Annotated in this window: 13 protein-coding genes and 1 tRNA gene; 9 read left to right on the top strand and 5 right to left on the bottom strand. The window is 67.8% G+C overall.

Annotated elements, in window-relative coordinates:
- Positions 1 to 99: 99 nt before the first annotated feature.
- The gene (locus LX13_RS11655) at positions 100 to 1668 is read left to right on the top strand and encodes an amino acid permease (RefSeq protein ID WP_253661472.1); all 1569 of its coding nucleotides are present in this window, start codon (positions 100 to 102) and stop codon (positions 1666 to 1668) included.
- 28 nt (positions 1669 to 1696) lie between these two features.
- Here the strand turns inward: LX13_RS11655 and LX13_RS11660 are convergent, their stop codons facing one another.
- From LX13_RS11660 to LX13_RS11670, 3 genes are all read right to left on the bottom strand, one after another.
- A complete protein-coding gene (locus tag LX13_RS11660; RefSeq protein WP_253661473.1) occupies positions 1697 to 2170 on the bottom strand; it encodes a TspO/MBR family protein in 474 nt (157 codons plus the stop codon).
- Between the two features lie 81 nt (positions 2171 to 2251).
- Positions 2252 to 3295: a Y-family DNA polymerase gene (locus LX13_RS11665; RefSeq protein WP_253661474.1), complete on the bottom strand. Its 1044-nt coding sequence runs from the start codon at positions 3293 to 3295 to the stop codon at positions 2252 to 2254.
- A 62-nt stretch (positions 3296 to 3357) separates the two neighbouring features.
- Positions 3358 to 3431, bottom strand: a tRNA-Gly gene (locus tag LX13_RS11670).
- 66 nt (positions 3432 to 3497) lie between these two features.
- On the opposite strand from LX13_RS11670, the gene LX13_RS11675 reads away from it, so the two are divergent.
- The 4 genes from LX13_RS11675 (at position 3498) to LX13_RS11690 (ending at position 8212) form a co-directional block, all read left to right on the top strand.
- On the top strand, positions 3498 to 4544 hold the full coding sequence (locus LX13_RS11675) for a PHP domain-containing protein (protein WP_253661475.1): 1047 nt from the start codon (positions 3498 to 3500) through the stop codon (positions 4542 to 4544).
- Positions 4545 to 4669: 125 nt separating this feature from the next.
- On the top strand, positions 4670 to 6139 hold the full coding sequence (locus LX13_RS11680; protein ID WP_253661476.1) for an HNH endonuclease signature motif containing protein: 1470 nt from the start codon (positions 4670 to 4672) through the stop codon (positions 6137 to 6139).
- Positions 6140 to 6164: 25 nt separating this feature from the next.
- On the top strand, positions 6165 to 6734 hold the full coding sequence (dcd, locus tag LX13_RS11685; RefSeq protein ID WP_253661477.1) for a dCTP deaminase: 570 nt from the start codon (positions 6165 to 6167) through the stop codon (positions 6732 to 6734).
- Positions 6735 to 6862: 128 nt separating this feature from the next.
- A complete protein-coding gene (locus tag LX13_RS11690; protein ID WP_253661478.1) occupies positions 6863 to 8212 on the top strand; it encodes a UDP-glucose dehydrogenase family protein in 1350 nt (449 codons plus the stop codon).
- Between the two features lie 10 nt (positions 8213 to 8222).
- Here LX13_RS11690 and LX13_RS11695 read toward each other — a convergent pair whose 3' ends face one another.
- Complete coding sequence (locus tag LX13_RS11695; protein ID WP_253661479.1) at positions 8223 to 8942, bottom strand: MerR family transcriptional regulator; 720 nt, start codon at positions 8940 to 8942, stop codon at positions 8223 to 8225.
- 118 nt (positions 8943 to 9060) lie between these two features.
- Here LX13_RS11695 and LX13_RS11700 point away from each other — a divergent pair, with 118 nt between their 5' ends.
- The 4 genes from LX13_RS11700 to LX13_RS11715 all read left to right on the top strand — a co-directional run bounded on the left by LX13_RS11700 (position 9061) and on the right by LX13_RS11715 (position 14014).
- Positions 9061 to 9993: an alpha/beta hydrolase gene (locus tag LX13_RS11700; protein WP_253661480.1), complete on the top strand. Its 933-nt coding sequence runs from the start codon at positions 9061 to 9063 to the stop codon at positions 9991 to 9993.
- Positions 9994 to 10869, top strand: a complete 876-nt coding sequence (locus tag LX13_RS11705; protein ID WP_253661481.1) for an SDR family NAD(P)-dependent oxidoreductase — start codon at positions 9994 to 9996, stop codon at positions 10867 to 10869. It begins immediately after the preceding gene.
- Position 10870: 1 nt separating this feature from the next.
- Positions 10871 to 12406 (top strand): flavin-containing monooxygenase, encoded by a 1536-nt coding sequence (locus LX13_RS11710; RefSeq protein ID WP_253661482.1) that lies wholly within the window; start codon positions 10871 to 10873, stop codon positions 12404 to 12406.
- Positions 12407 to 12472: 66 nt separating this feature from the next.
- Positions 12473 to 14014 carry a hypothetical protein gene (locus LX13_RS11715; RefSeq protein ID WP_253661483.1) on the top strand — a complete coding sequence of 514 codons (1542 nt, stop codon included), beginning with the start codon at positions 12473 to 12475 and terminating at the stop codon, positions 14012 to 14014.
- A gap of 15 nt (positions 14015 to 14029) precedes the next feature.
- Here the strand turns inward: LX13_RS11715 and LX13_RS11720 are convergent, their stop codons facing one another.
- Entirely contained in the window at positions 14030 to 14602 is a 573-nt protein-coding gene (locus LX13_RS11720; protein WP_253661484.1) for a TetR/AcrR family transcriptional regulator, read from the bottom strand.
- Positions 14603 to 14626: the final 24 nt, after the last annotated feature.

The following is a 14626-nucleotide window of genomic DNA, read 5'->3' on the forward strand; positions in this document are numbered from 1 at the left end:
GATTAACACGACTGTCATCGAATCGAGCGCTCCATCGCACCTCGGAGGCTCTACCTTCCGATCAGATGGTCGCGTTGTCTGATGTCGGAGGGAGCCACCGTGCCCGAAGGTCATGAAGTACCGGAGTTGAGTGCCGACGAGAAGCAACTCGCCGAGCTGGGGTATTCGCAGGAGTTGCAACGTTCCTGGTCGGGGTTCAGCAACTTCGCGATCTCGTTCTCGATCATCTCGATCCTGGCCGGCTGCTTCACCTCGTTCGGCCTCGGTTGGAACAACGGGGGACCGGCCGCGATCGCGTGGGGTTGGCCGATCGTCTCGCTGTTCATCCTGGTCATCGGGCTGTGCATGTCCGAGTTGGTCTCGGCGTATCCGACGTCGGGCGGGATCTACTGGTGGGCAAGCAAACTCGGTGGCGCCAAGGCTGGCTACTACACCGGGTGGCTGAACCTCATCGGCCTGATCGCCATCGTCGCGTCGGTCGCCTACGGGTGCGCGACGTTCCTCGACCTCACGCTCGGGACGTTCAGCCAGAGTTGGCTCGACGGCTACAGCCTGACGCGGGTGTTCATCATCTTCGTGATCATCCTGGTCGTCGCCGCGGTGGTGAACATCTTCTCGTCGAACCTGCTGGCCATCATCAACAACATCTCGGTGTGGTGGCACGTCTTCGGTGCAGCCGCGGTCATTCTCATCCTCGCGATCGTCCCGTCGCATCACGCGAGCCTGTCCGACGTGTTCGCCAAGACCGTCAACAACAGCGGGATCTTCTCCGGCGCGACGTCGGGCGTGGGATGGCTGTTCTTCGTGTTGCCGATCTCGGCCATCCTGACGCAGTACACGATCACCGGGTACGACGCGTCCGCTCACCTGTCGGAGGAGACCCACAGTGCTGCCGACGGTGCGGCCAAGGGGATCTGGCGGTCGATCTTCTACTCCGCGATCGGCGGCTGGATCCTGTTGCTGGCCTTCCTGTTCGCCGTCCAGGACTCCGACGGGGTGTCGAAGGGCGGTGGCGCGGTGTCGGTCATCTTCGCCCAGGCAATGAGCTCGGGGTGGGTGGGCACGGTGTTGCTGATCTCGACGGCCGGCCAGTTCTTCTGTGCGATGGCGTGCATGACGAGCTCGTCGCGGATGCTCTACGCGTTCAGTCGGGACCGTGCGGTGCCCGGCCACCGGCTGTGGTCGTCGCTGAACGCGAAGAAGGTGCCTGCCAACGGGGTGCTGCTCTCGGCGGTGATCGCCGCGATCATCACGTTGCCCGCCCTGGTGAAGGTGGACATCAACGGTGCACCGGTGCCGGTCGCGTTCTTCGCGGTCGTGTCGATCGGCGTCGTCGGGCTGTATCTCGCCTTCGCCGTGCCGATCTACTACCGATGGAAGGCCGGCGACGTCTTCGCGGTCGGGTCGTGGAACCTGCGAGGGCACCACAGGTGGTTGGCGCCGGTCGCGCTCGTCGAGATCATCATCACCTCGATCATCGCGCTGTTCCCCACGTCGCTGGGCGGCATGCCCTGGGACCCGAGCTTCGAATGGAAGTTCGTCAACTACACGCCGCTACTCGTCGGTGGCGTGCTGATCCTGCTGTGGGTCTACTGGCATCTGTCCGTCAAGAAGTGGTTCACCGGTCCGATCCAGCAGGTCGGTACCCCGGAGAAGACCGTCGCCTGAGATGTGACGGACCCCGTGCCGCGTCGGCTCAGCGGTTACGCCACCACAACGTGCCGGACAGCACGGTCGCGAACGCGCACCACGCGGCGTAGGGGGTCAGTGCTGCAGCCGCGGGTGTCGAGATCGCCGATGACCGGCGCACCAGGTCGGCGCTGCTCACGGTGAGCGCACCGGCGACCACAGTGGCCTCCGCGAGCCGGTGCGCTCGGAAGAACACCCACGTCCACGACCCGTTGAGCACGAGGTTCGCGGCCAGCGCGGCCGTGAACGCGGTCGACTCGTCGGTCCGGTCGGCCGCGTCGAGGTCGTCGATCACGGTCGCCGAGCTGACGGCGATGTCGGCGTAGAGCGCGGTCCAGACGATCGGGAACGCGATGGGCGGCGGCTGGAATGCGGGCTTCGACAGAGTGCGGAACCACAGCGAGTTCGCGTCCTTGGACGCCAGGGCGCCGATGACCGAGGTGGCGGCAGTCGCCGCGGAGGTGAGGAGCAGGGAACGCACGGTGCGCCTTTCGTCGGGGATTCACCCCCAGGGTGCCAGCGTCCTGGTCGTGGGGGTCGCCGCAGATGGGTGATCACCGGCTCAGAAGAGCGTCGCGGGCACATCGGTCGCGGGTTGCAATCTCGTCAACGTGAAGCCGATCCCGGACAGCTCCGGATGCGGCAGGTCGGCGAGGAGCATCCGGGCCCGGTCCGACCACAGCTCGACGTCGGCAGACGGATCCGGGAACGACTGCCTCCGCACGAGGGGAGGTCCACCCGCGGTGGGCTTCAGGGTGAGGGTCATGCCGGTCCCGACGAGGCCTGCCCGGATGGCGCGACGGCACACCCGCGCGACCGAACCGGTCAGCACATCCGCGGGCAGGTGATCGGGCCGTCGAAAGCCGGCAATGGCCCCCTCGGAGGACAGGGTGGTGCGGGTCGCCACGGAACGCACCTCGGAGTCGTCGGTGCCGGTGCGGAACCCGCGCAGACGTTTGGCCATCCCGACGCCGCAGACCAGCTCGAGTTCGTCGTCGGACACGGTGTCGAGGTCGCCGAGGGTCACCGCGCCCAGTTGGGTCAGGCGCTCAAGCGTGCGACCGCCCACACCCCACGCCCTGTCGAGCCGCAGGGTCGCCCGGAGTATCTGTTCCTCAGCCGGTTCGATCATGCGGACACCGTCGGGCTTTGCCGACCGCGATGCCAGTTTCGCGATCAATTTCGTCCGACCTATTCCGATGCTGATCGGTAGCGAGAGCTCGCCGGCGGCCCGATGTCGGATGACCTCGGCGGCTTCCCGCGCGGCGGACCAGTCGGTGACCCCGACGTCGAGGAAGCCCTCCTCCATGGACCCGGGCTCCACCGCCAGCGCGCAGTCGGCGAACAGGTCGAACAACGCCTCGCTCGCCTCCTCGACCTCGGACCGCGGGACCTCGATCAGCACGAGGTCGGGGCACAGTCGGAGTGCCTCGGCGGCGAGCATCCCGCCGTGGACACCTCGGGAGCGCGCGACGTAATTGGCGCTGGCGACAAACACATACGCCGTGACGGCCACCGGGGTGTCGATCAGATCGGGCCGGCCGCGCAGCACCACCGACGCGAAGAACGCATCCGCATCGGCGTGCAGGACGAGGCGCTGGGACATCGCTCGACCGTAGCGATGGGGTCCGACGGAGTCGGGGTGCAGGCAGGGGGAGCGGAAGAGAGTGGAGCCGATGACGGGAATCGAACCCGCGTATTCAGCTTGGGAAGCTGATGTTCTGCCATTGAACTACATCGGCGCGCGATCGCAGTCGCGAAGGCAAGAGTAGCAAGGGCTCGCCGCGCGGTGGTGGGAGACTGGACCCATGAGGCCCGTGTCCGATCTGACCGCCCCCATGACCCCGTACGACGCGCTGTTGCGCGTCGCGTTCCTCATGGAGCGCGCCCGCGAGGGGTCTTATCGCGTCGAGGCCTTCCGTAAGGCCGCAGGCATCGTGGCCCAGATGGGACTCGACGAGACCCGCGCCCGGGTGGAGCGCCACGCGATCAGCGAGATCACCGGCATCGGCAAGTCCACCGCGGCGGTCATCAACGAGGCCGTTCGCGGGAAGGTGCCCGCCCGCCTGTTCACACTCCAGGAGGAGGTGGGTCCACTGGTCGTCGGCGGCGAGGACCTGTACGCCGCGGTGCGCGGTGATCTGCACGCGCATTCGAACTGGAGCGACGGTGGGGCGTCCATCGACGAGATGGTCGACGCCGCAGCCGCACTCGGACAGGAGTGGATGGCGCTGACCGACCACTCACCCCGCCTGCGGGTCGCGAACGGCTTGTCGGCCGAGCGTCTGGCCCATCAACTCGATGTCGTGGCCGACATCAACTCCGCACGCGACGACGGGTTCCGTCTCGTCTCCGGCATCGAGGTCGACATCCTCGACGACGGCAGCCTGGACCAGAGCGACGAGATGCTCGACCGTCTCGAGATCGTCACCGCCTCGGTGCATTCGAACCTGAAGATGGATCGCGGTCCGATGACGCGTCGGCTGGTGACGGCGGTCAGCGATCGACGTGTGAACGTCCTCGGCCACTGCACCGGCCGACTGGTGGCCGGCGGGCGCGGAGAACGCCCGCAGTCGAAGTTCGACCCCGAGGCGGTCTTCGCCGCGTGCGCCGAGAACAACACCGCCGTCGAGATCAACTCCCGACCCGAGCGGGTGGACCCGCCCGACGAGATGATCGAGTTGGCAAACGATCTCGGGTGTCTGTTCGCCATCGACTCCGACGCGCACGCGCCCGGCCAGCTCGACTTCAAGGCCTACGGTTGCGAGCGGGCGGAACGCCTGGGCATAGACCCCGAGCGCATCGTCACCACCTGGACGGTGGACGACATGCTCGAATGGGCTGCCGCGGGATAGGTCTTCGGCCGATTCATCCACAGTTGCCGGCCGCTCCACAGTTCCGGCAACGGATCTCGGCGATTGTCGTACCCCTGTTCTAGATTGGGGGCACTGGTTCGGACGGTCTCGGGGAGGGGGCGGTGATGACGGTTTCCGCGATGCCGATGCCTACGTCGCGCCCTGTGCTGGACCTCCTCACGACGCTCGACGAGACATGCGACGCGCTGAACTCGTCGGATCTGACGCGGATCGACGAATCCGAGCTCCGAACCCTTCTGCACGGTGTCGAGCGAGTCATCCACAAGGCCACGGTTGCCTCGCACGAGGTGATCTCCGAGTGCAATCAGCGGGGCTCGCAGCAACGGTGGGGATACAAGCGGCTGTCGCAGATGATCATCGGTGAGTTGAAACTCTCGGCCGGTGAGGCGGCCCGGCGGATTCGGGTGGCGGCGGCGACGGTGGGGCAGCGGTCGGTGACCGGGCAGCCCCTGGAGCCGCAGCAGTGGGATCTGTCGATGGCGCTGTTCGCCGGCGAGGTGTCCGAACACCGGGCTGATGAGGTCCTGAAGGTGGTGGACCGGATCCCGGTCGCGGTGAGCGACGCCGAACGCGCGAAGGCCGAGGCCAGGATGGCCGAGGCGTCCAGGGACCTCGCGCCGAGCCAGATCGAACAGGTCGGAGACCGGCTGCTGGCCTATCTCGATCCCGACGGCACGCTGACCGATGACGTCGATCGTGCGAAGCGTCGCGGGCTGTCGTTGTCGCGGCAGGATGCGTCGATGATGTCGAAGCTCAAGGGGGAGTTGGATCCGGCGACGCGGGCGATGTTCGACGTGTTGTTCGACGCCTGGGCGAAACCGGGGATGAACAATCCCGAGGACCCGGATTCACCGTCGGGCTCCTATTCCGATCCGGGCACCGACAGAGAACTCGCTGACGCCGCGGCGAAACGCGACACCCGCTCGGCGCCGCAGCGCCGACATGACGCGCTGTCGGCGATGGCGGCCTGGTTCATCGCCAACGGCAACCTCGGCTCCCATCGCGGGGCACCGGCCCAGGTCGTGGTGACCATGACCTACGAGCAGATCCTCGAGATGGCCGGCGTGGCGAGCACGATGTCGGGTGGCCTGATCCCGGTGGTGGACGCTCTCGAGTTGGCCAAGGCCAACAATCTGCTTCTCGCGATCCTCGATGCGCGGGGGCTACCGATGTTCCTCGGTCGCAGCAAGAGACTGGCGTCGGCCGCGCAGCGGATCGCGATGTGGATCAGCTCCCGCGGTTGTACTCATCCGGGCTGCTCGGTCCCGTTCAGCTGGACCGAGGCGCATCACGTCACCGACTGGTCCAAAGGCGGGCTGACGAACATCAACGAATTGACGCCGGCGTGTCCCGATCACCATTCGATGGTCGGCGACGGCCCCGAACGGTGGCAGACCGTCATCGTCGAGCACGGCCGCTACAAGGGACGCTGTGCCTGGATCCCACCGGCCTCGATCGACCCGGAACGACAACCGCGGATCAACCACGCCCACCACCCCGAGGAACTCCTCGAACAGGCGTGGGAACGAGCGCGCACCTCAGAACACCCCGATCGCAGCGATCCGTGGGGTTGATGAGGGCTGCGTTAACCTCGTCCCCATGCTGCTCTCCGACCGCGACATCCGCGCCGAACTCGCCAGTGGACGACTCGCGCTGGAACCGTACGATGCGGCGTTGGTGCAACCGTCGAGCGTGGACGTGCGTCTCGACAGCCTCTTCCGTGTCTTCAACAACACGCGCTACACGCACATCGACCCGGCGCAGCGCCAGGACGAACTGACCAGCCTCATCGAGCCGGCCGAGGGTGAACCCTTCGTGCTGCACCCGGGTGAGTTCGTGCTCGGCTCGACACTGGAGGTCTGCACCCTGCCCGACGATCTCGCCGGCCGACTCGAGGGCAAGTCGTCCCTCGGCCGACTCGGACTGCTGACCCACTCCACCGCGGGCTTCATCGACCCGGGCTTCACCGGACACATCACCCTCGAGCTCTCCAACGTCGCGAACCTGCCCATCACCCTGTGGCCGGGGATGAAGATCGGGCAGCTGTGCCTCATCCGGCTCTCGAGCCCGGCGGAGAACCCCTACGGCAGCGCTGGCATCGGGTCGAAGTACCAGGGCCAGCGCGGTCCGACACCGTCGAAGGCATACCTGAACTTCGGCCCCCGCTGACGGTCGCCCCGGTACCCACGCGCGGCGACACCGCGCGGTAACCAGCAGGTCAGCCGACGTTCACCGGGTGTCTTCCGGCCCGATCTCGGGTTGGTGGGAAACAGGATCCACCGCGTACTGTGCCGAACATGAGGGTCACGGTCTTCGGATGTGGATATCTCGGCGCGACCCATGCGGCATGCATGGCCGAACTCGGCCATGAGGTGCTCGGCGTCGATGTCGATGCGAACAAGGTCGAGATGCTCTCGCGCGGCGAGGTGCCGTTCTACGAACCGGGACTCCCCGAAGTCCTGCAACGCAATCTCGACTCCGGTCGGTTGCACTTCACCACCGACATCGCCGAGGCGGCGTCGTTCGCGACCGTGCACTTTCTCGGCGTCGGTACGCCGCAGAAGAAGGGTGAGTACGCCGCCGATCTCCGCTACGTGTTCTCCGTCGTCGACGAGTTGGCCGCGTCCCTGAAGGGATCTCACCTGCTGATCGGCAAATCGACTGTGCCGGTGGGTACGTCGGTGGAGATCATCCGTCGCCTGAAGGAGTCGGGAACCGAGGCGGACATCTCGGTGGCCTGGAACCCCGAGTTCCTGCGCGAGGGATTCGCCGTCGCCGACACCCTGCGTCCCGACCGCATCGTCCTCGGAGTCGATCCCGAGGGGGACCAGGACGCGGTCGTCGCCCAGGTCGAGGAGATCTACGCGACCATCCTGGCCGAGGACACCCCGTTCCTACGGACCGATCTCGCCACGGCCGAACTGGTGAAGGTCTCGGCCAACGCGTTCCTCGCCACCAAGATCTCGTTCATCAACGCCATCAGCGAGGTGTGTGAGGCCGCGGGTGCCGACGTGTCCACCCTGGCCGACGCCATCGGCTACGACCAGCGGATCGGCCGCCGATTCCTCAACGCGGGGTTGGGATTCGGTGGCGGATGCCTCCCCAAGGACATCCGCGCGTTCATGGCGCGCGCCGGTGAGCTCGGTGCCGATCAGGCGTTGACGTTCCTGCGTGAGGTCGACTCGATCAACATGCGTCGCCGCACCGCGATGGTCGAGCTGACCACCAAGGCGTGCGGCGGGGAGTTGTTGGGCTCCAACATCGCGGTACTGGGTGCCGCGTTCAAACCCGAGAGCGACGACGTCCGGGACTCACCCGCACTCAACGTGGCCGGCCAGTTGCAACTCAAGGGCGCGGCGGTCAGCGTGTACGACCCGAAGGCGATGGACAACTCGCGCAAGCTGTTCCCCACGCTCGGTTACGCCGATTCGGCGGCCGAGGCGTGCGAACTGGCCGACGTCGTCCTGGTGCTGACGGAGTGGGCGGAATTCCTCGAACTCAAGCCCGCCGATCTCGAACCGGTCATGCGCGGCAAGGTCATCGTCGACGGACGGCGCTGCCTCGACCCGGCCATCTGGATGGCGGCGGGGTGGACCTATCACGGTCTCGGCGGCACGCCGAGGGTGGTCGAACTGCCGCGTCGGTGAGCCGATGAGTTCACCCCTGTAGGTAGTCCTTCAGCACGTCGGCAAGCGTGCGATCCAAGGCCCGGTTCAGAGCATTGTGTGCGGATGTGGTTGCCACAGCGCGCATCTCGTTCATCAGGATTGCCGCCCACTCGGATTCCTCGTCGCCGCGAGGAACCCAGCCCTTGCCGCGACGGGTCACGAACTCGTCGCGGGCGGCGGTGATGAGTGTCGTCGCCGCACCGTCCAGGTCGTCGTCGAGGCGTCCGAACACGTTGAGCAGTGACGTCAGGCTGAGCCCGAGTTCGATGAGACGGCCGAAGCCGTAGACGGTGTCGCTGTCGAGCAGCAGATAGTCGCCGTCATCGGGTGCGATGAGGCCCATGTCGGCCATCTTCTCGAAGTCGAGCGGATCGATGGAGCTGACGATCGATTGCAGAGTCGCGGCCGACACCCGCTCCGACGGCGCCTTCGACCACGGTTCGGCGAGGATCTCCTCGACCCCGAGGATCTTCGCCAGACCGTCGCCGCGCTGCATGCCCTTGATGAAGTCGGCGATGTGGCGGGCGTTGTATCCGCGTTTGAGCAGATCGTTGATCAGGGTGAGGCGCGCGAGGTGGTTGTCGGTATAGATGGCGATGCGGCCGCGTTTGGCCGGACGGGGCAACAGCCCGCGGTCCTGATACCCGCGTACGTTGCGGGTGGTGGTGCCGGCAGCCCGCGCCAGGTCATCGATCCGATACTCAGTCATAACAGCCCATGAGCATACCGAACCGCAGGTCACTGACACCGTTCATTGTTACATTGACAAGTGGCACGCTGTGTGGTGATGTCGTGGGGTGAGTCCCTCGCTTCGTTCCCGTGTCCTCGTGGCGTCCACGGCGCTGTGGTTGCGCCCTCTGGCCGACCGGGTGCCCGCCACCGCATCGGGCGTCAAGTTCGCCCGCGTCCTCGTCGCCGGGTCCATGCGGCTCGGTGCCTCCACGCCGCGGGGCACCCGCGTCGAGAAGATCGACACCAGGAGCGCCGCCGGCGCCCGGATCCGCGGGGAATGGGTGTCCGACGCAGCGGTCACCGACACGCGCCGGGTCGTCCTGTACGTCCACGGCAGCGCGTACGCGATCTGCTCGGCCGCCACGCACCGCGCCCTGGTCGCCAGGCTCTCGCGGACCACCGGGGTCCAGGCGTTCACCGTCGAGTACCGGCTCGCCCCCGAGTACCGCTTCCCCGCCGCCGCCGACGACGTGCGCGCCGCGTACCTGTGGCTCATCGAGTCCGGTCACGCCCCGGAGGACATCATCCTGGCCGGCGACTCGGCCGGCGGACATCTCATCCTGGATCTGGTCGCCGAGAACGCCCGGACCGGATTCGCCCAGCCCGGCGCCGCGGTGATGCTCTCGCCCCTGTTCGACCTCACCTTCTCCCTCGCGGCCGAGCGCGAGCGGCGCAGACGCGACCCGATGATCTCCGCGCGTGCCGCTCGCCGACTCGTCGCGCACTACACACACGGCCTCGCCGACGACACCCCGCGGCTGAAGTTGGCACTGGCGCAGGGCATCACGCTGCCCCCGATGCTCGTTCAGGCCGGCGGTGCCGAGATGCTCAGCGCCGACGCCGAGGCGATCGCCGACGCGGTCACCGCAGCGGGTGGCGCGTGCGAACTGCAGATCTACGACGGACAGATGCACGTGTTCCAGGCCTTCCCCCGGCTGGTGCCCGAGGCCGATCGCGCTCTCGCCGCGATCGACCGCTTCGTCTCCCTCCACACCACGGCCCAGACCTCGAAGCAACGGAGTGCATGAATGAGCAAGTCAACCAGCAGGACCCGGAACGCGAATGCAGTGGTCACCGGCGCGGGCAGCGGTATCGGCCGCGCCTTCGCGCTCGAGTTGGCCCGCCGCGGCTCGCGCGTCGTCTGCTCCGACATCGACGGTGACCGTGTCAAGGAGACCGTGTCGATGATCGACCGGCTCACCTCCGGTCGCGCCTACCCCGTCTTCTGTGACGTGTCGGTGAGCGAGGACGTCGACGAACTCGCCGCGCAGGCACAGGACTGGTTCGGCGAGCCCACGTCGCTGATGGTCAACAACGCCGGCGTCGGGATCGGTGGCAAGCCGGTCGGTGAGATCGGGATCGACGACTGGCAGTGGGCCCTCGGGATCAACCTGTGGGGCATGGTCTACGGCTCGGAGAAGTTCCTCCCGCAGCTGCGCGAGGCCGGTCGCGGCGGACTGATCAACGTCGCCTCCACCGCCGCGTTCTCCGCGGCACCGGGCATGGCCGCCTACAACGTCGGCAAGGCCGGCGTGCTGGCCCTGTCGGAGACGATCGCCGCGGAGCTGGGCGGTACCGACCTCGCGGTCACCGTGCTGTGCCCGACGTTCGTCAAGACCAACGTCGCCGTCGACGGCCGCATCACCGCCGACGCGTCGAAGCTCGCGGGAACGCTCATGCGGTACACCGGCCTCTCGCCCGATCGCGTCGCCAAGGGCACGCTCAACGCCCACGACCGCGGACAGCTCTACGTCGTGCCCCAGCTCGACGCGAAGGCGATCTGGTCGGCCAAGCGACACCTGCCTCGCACCTACACGGCCGGACTCGGCCTGCTCAATCGCATCTTGCCCCAGACGGGGACACCGTCGGCCGTGCCGGCGCTCACCCCGACCGTAGGAGAATGACATGACCGGGACATCGAACGCGCGCACCGACCTCAGCGACAAGCCCGTGGTCGACACGGCCATCATCGGAGCCGGATTCGCGGGCATCGGCGCGGCGATCCGGCTGCGGCAGAGCGGGGTCGAGGACTTCGTTCTCCTCGAGCGCGACACCCGACCGGGTGGCACCTGGCGCGACAACACCTATCCCGGCGCCGCGTGCGACATCCCCTCGCGGCTGTACTCGTACTCGTTCGCGCCCAACCCGGACTGGAGCAAGACCTACTCGGGCAGCGCCGAGATCCTCTCCTACATCGACACGATGGTCGCCGATCACGACCTCGATCGGCGGATCCGCTACGGCGCCACCGTGACCGGGGTCGTGTTCGACGAGGCCAACGGCGTGTGGGAATGCGCCATCGCCGACTCCGAACCGCTGTACGCCCGCACCGTCGTGGTGGCGTCGGGCCCGCTGTCGACGCCGGGGTACCCCGACATCACCGGCATCGACGACTTCGCGGGCAAGCGCATGCACAGCGCCGACTGGGACCACGACTACGACTTCACCGGCAAGAAGGTCGGTGTCATCGGCACCGGGGCCAGTGCGGTGCAGGTCATCCCGGAACTGGTCCGCTCGGCGGCACACGTGTCGGTGTTCCAGCGGACCCCGGGCTGGGTGCTCCCGCGCATCAACCCGTCGGTCAGCGAGCGCACCAAGAAGGCCTACGCGCGGATCCCGTTGCTGCAGTCGGCCTCCCGTGCGGCCTGGTTCTGGGGCCATGAGTCGGTCGCGCTCGGTGTCGTCTGGAACTCGCCGCTGACGCGGGTCGTCGAGGCCGTGTCCAAGATCAGCATGCGCACCCAGGTGAAGGACCCGTGGATGCGGCGTCAGCTCACGCCCGACTTCCGGGCCGGCTGCAAGCGTCTGCTGATGACCAGCGCCTACTACCCGGCGCTGCAGGAGGACAACTGCCGACTGATCACCTGGCCCATCGCCCGCATCAGTGAGAAGGGGGTCCGGACGGTCGAGGGCGTCGAGCACCAGTTCGACGCGCTCGTGTTCGCCACCGGCTTCGAGGTCTCCAAGCAGGGCACCCCCATCCCGATCACCGGCCGTGACGGACGCGTCCTCGGCGACGAGTGGAGTCGGGGCGCCTACGCGTACAAGAGCATTGCCGTCTCCGGCTATCCGAACCTGTACTTCACGTTCGGCCCCAACTCCGGCCCGGGCCACAGCTCGGCGCTGGTGTACATGGAGGCGCAGATCGACGCGATCGTCATGGCGGTCACCACGGTGCTGCGTCGTCGCCTGGCCGTGCTCGACGTGCACCCCGCGGCGCAGGCGGACTACAACGCCGACATCCAGCGCCGACTGGAGAAGACGACGTGGAACTCCGGCTGCAAGAGCTGGTACCTGACCGAGGACGGCTTCAACGCAACCATGTTCCCGGGCTTCGCGAGCCAGTACGTCGCACAGATGCGCGGTATCGATCTGACCCGTGATTTCACCGCCGTGGCGCTCGCACCGGACGATCTGGAGGCATCTGTCACGACGCGTTGACATGTTATGTTGGCGGAAGGGTTCGGGGCATGGGGAGTGCCATCGGACCCGGTAGCCAGGGGGAACATGTCTTTAGCCGAACGGGCGCTGGACTCTGCTCCGGTTGTCCTCGACGACACCGTGCTGCGCGACATCCGAGCTCGTCTCGATGCCGCGGGCCTGGCCGACTGTGCCTCGTTCGTCCTGGTGGAACTGTGCGAGCGTGGTCTGCTGGCCGCGGTGGTCGACGCAGGCACAGGCGCCCGTGTGGCCGAACGGGCCGACGACAAGCTCAGTCCCCGGATGCTCGACCTCGCGGTCGCCGACCACCTGGTCCGGACCGGACGTGTGGACCGTCCTGAATCGGACGAGTGGGCCGACGAGCTGCTCCACGTCGTGACCGGCCTGCGCGCGACGCTCGCCACCGCGGACGGCGCGTTCGCGATGGGCACCGCACACGTCGGACTGGTCCGGGTCTCGCGGCGCGACCTCGTCGTCGCACTGCACCCGCACCTGATGGCCGCCGCGGCTCTGTGGCAGTCGGCTGCGTCCGACCGCGAACCGCCGGTCGGTGCCGTCGTCGTCATGCCCGACCACCTGCAGTGGCCGGGACTGTTCGCCACGCTCGCGCAGCATTCATCGATTCCGGCGGTCGCCGTCGGGGACGAGGTCGTCGCGCCGGGTCGAGCGCGTGGCCGACACGGGGCGCCGGTCGTGGCACCCGAACCGACTGCGCCTCTCGAACCGACTGCGCCACCAGAACCGACTGCGCCACCAGAACCGACGCCGGTCTTCGAGTCGATGTCGCGACCCGTCGAACCGCCGCCGAGCCCGGTGGCACCGCCGGTGCCGGTTCCGGTTGCAGTGCCCGCGCCGTTCGTACCGCCCGTCACTCCCGCGGTGTTCGCACCTCAGCCTGTCGTTCCTCAGCCGCCGGCACCCCAGCCCGTCGTGCCGCAGGCCTTCGTGCCCCAGCCCTTTGTTCCGCAGCCCTTCGCACCCCAGCCCTTCGTGCCACCGCCCTTCGCGCCGGCGCCGCGACGGGTGCGCGACACCGCGGCGCCCATCGTCCCCGGCGACTCCTGGAACGCATCGTTCCCGTCCACCCACGAGCACGATGCGTTCTTCGGACCGGGCGGTGAGCGGGAACCGATCTCCGTGCACGATCATCGTGATGTGAGAGATCCCGGAGGACCGCGGCACTACTCGCCGCCCGCGCTCGTCACCGACACGGCGTCGCCCGAGGCGCGACGCGTGCACAACCGTCGTCTGCTGGTCGGGGCGGGTGCGGTCGCCAGTTCGGCCGCACTCGGGGTCCTGGTCCTGACCCTGCCGTGGATAGACCAGGGTCCACCGGCGATGGGCGGTCAGATCAACGCCGCCCAGACGGCCGTTCCGCCCGGCGGCGTGACGTCGACGCCGTCACCGACGCAGGAATCGCGTCCGCCGCTCGACCTCGGCGCCGCGCGGTCGCCGGCCACGCAGTACACGGCACCGCCGCCGCCCACCGTCGCCCCACCGACGGCGCAGGCCGCGCCGCGGCGCAGCAATCCGGCACCTCGCGCCCGGCCCCGGCCGCGCAGCATCCCCAATCCGATCCCGGGTCTACCGCCGATCCTGCTGCCCTGAGCCGACCCTGCGCCCTCAGCGCGCGGTGACGCCGTTCTCGATGAGATCGAGGACGGATTCGAAGATCGCATCGCGATCAACCGGGATCGGTGCCGCCCCATCCAGTTCCAGGCTCACCGCGCCGTGGACGCACGACCAGATGGCGAGGGTCAGCTCGAACGCGTCGTCGTCGCGGACGACGCCGGCGGCCTGTGCGTACCGCACGATCTCGGTGAGCGCCCCGAGCGCGGCCAGCCCGGCGTCGCCGCCGAGGTTGCACTCCTCGGAGAACATGAGCCGGTAGAGCGTCGGGTTCTCGAGCGCGAAGCGACGATAGCGTCGTCCTGACTCGCGGAGTCGTTGGCGCGCATCGGAATCGAGGGTGCCGGCCGTCGTGGCCCGAAGCCGTTCGAACCCGTCGGACACGATGACCGCCACCAGGCCGTCCTTGCCGTCGAGGTGGTTGTACACCCCCATCGGGGCGACACCTGCCTCGGTCGCGACCGCTCGAACGGTCAAACCCCGCACGCCTTTGGCGGCGAGAACCCGATGACCCGCACTGACCAACGCGTCGCGGACATCGGTTCCCGGTGTTCTCTTCGTCGCCACCTTGACAGCCTAGTAGAACAGTGT

This window comes from Williamsia maris, assembly GCF_024171815.1.
Classification (GTDB): Bacteria; Actinomycetota; Actinomycetes; order Mycobacteriales; family Mycobacteriaceae; genus Williamsia_A; species Williamsia_A maris.

Bases quoted from the DNA above. Each gene is read 5' to 3' on its own strand.
- LX13_RS11665 (WP_253661474.1), bottom strand. From the start codon at position 3,295: ATGTCCCAGCGCCTCGTCCTGCACGCCGATGCGGATGCGTTCTTCGCG.
- LX13_RS11675 (WP_253661475.1), top strand. From the start codon at position 3,498: ATGAGGCCCGTGTCCGATCTGACCGCCCCCATGACCCCGTACGACGCG.
- LX13_RS11680 (WP_253661476.1), top strand. From the start codon at position 4,670: ATGACGGTTTCCGCGATGCCGATGCCTACGTCGCGCCCTGTGCTGGAC.
- dcd (WP_253661477.1), top strand. From the start codon at position 6,165: ATGCTGCTCTCCGACCGCGACATCCGCGCCGAACTCGCCAGTGGACGA.
- LX13_RS11690 (WP_253661478.1), top strand. From the start codon at position 6,863: ATGAGGGTCACGGTCTTCGGATGTGGATATCTCGGCGCGACCCATGCG.
- LX13_RS11695 (WP_253661479.1), bottom strand. From the start codon at position 8,942: ATGACTGAGTATCGGATCGATGACCTGGCGCGGGCTGCCGGCACCACC.
- LX13_RS11705 (WP_253661481.1), top strand. From the start codon at position 9,994: ATGAGCAAGTCAACCAGCAGGACCCGGAACGCGAATGCAGTGGTCACC.
- LX13_RS11710 (WP_253661482.1), top strand. From the start codon at position 10,871: ATGACCGGGACATCGAACGCGCGCACCGACCTCAGCGACAAGCCCGTG.
- LX13_RS11715 (WP_253661483.1), top strand. From the start codon at position 12,473: ATGTCTTTAGCCGAACGGGCGCTGGACTCTGCTCCGGTTGTCCTCGAC.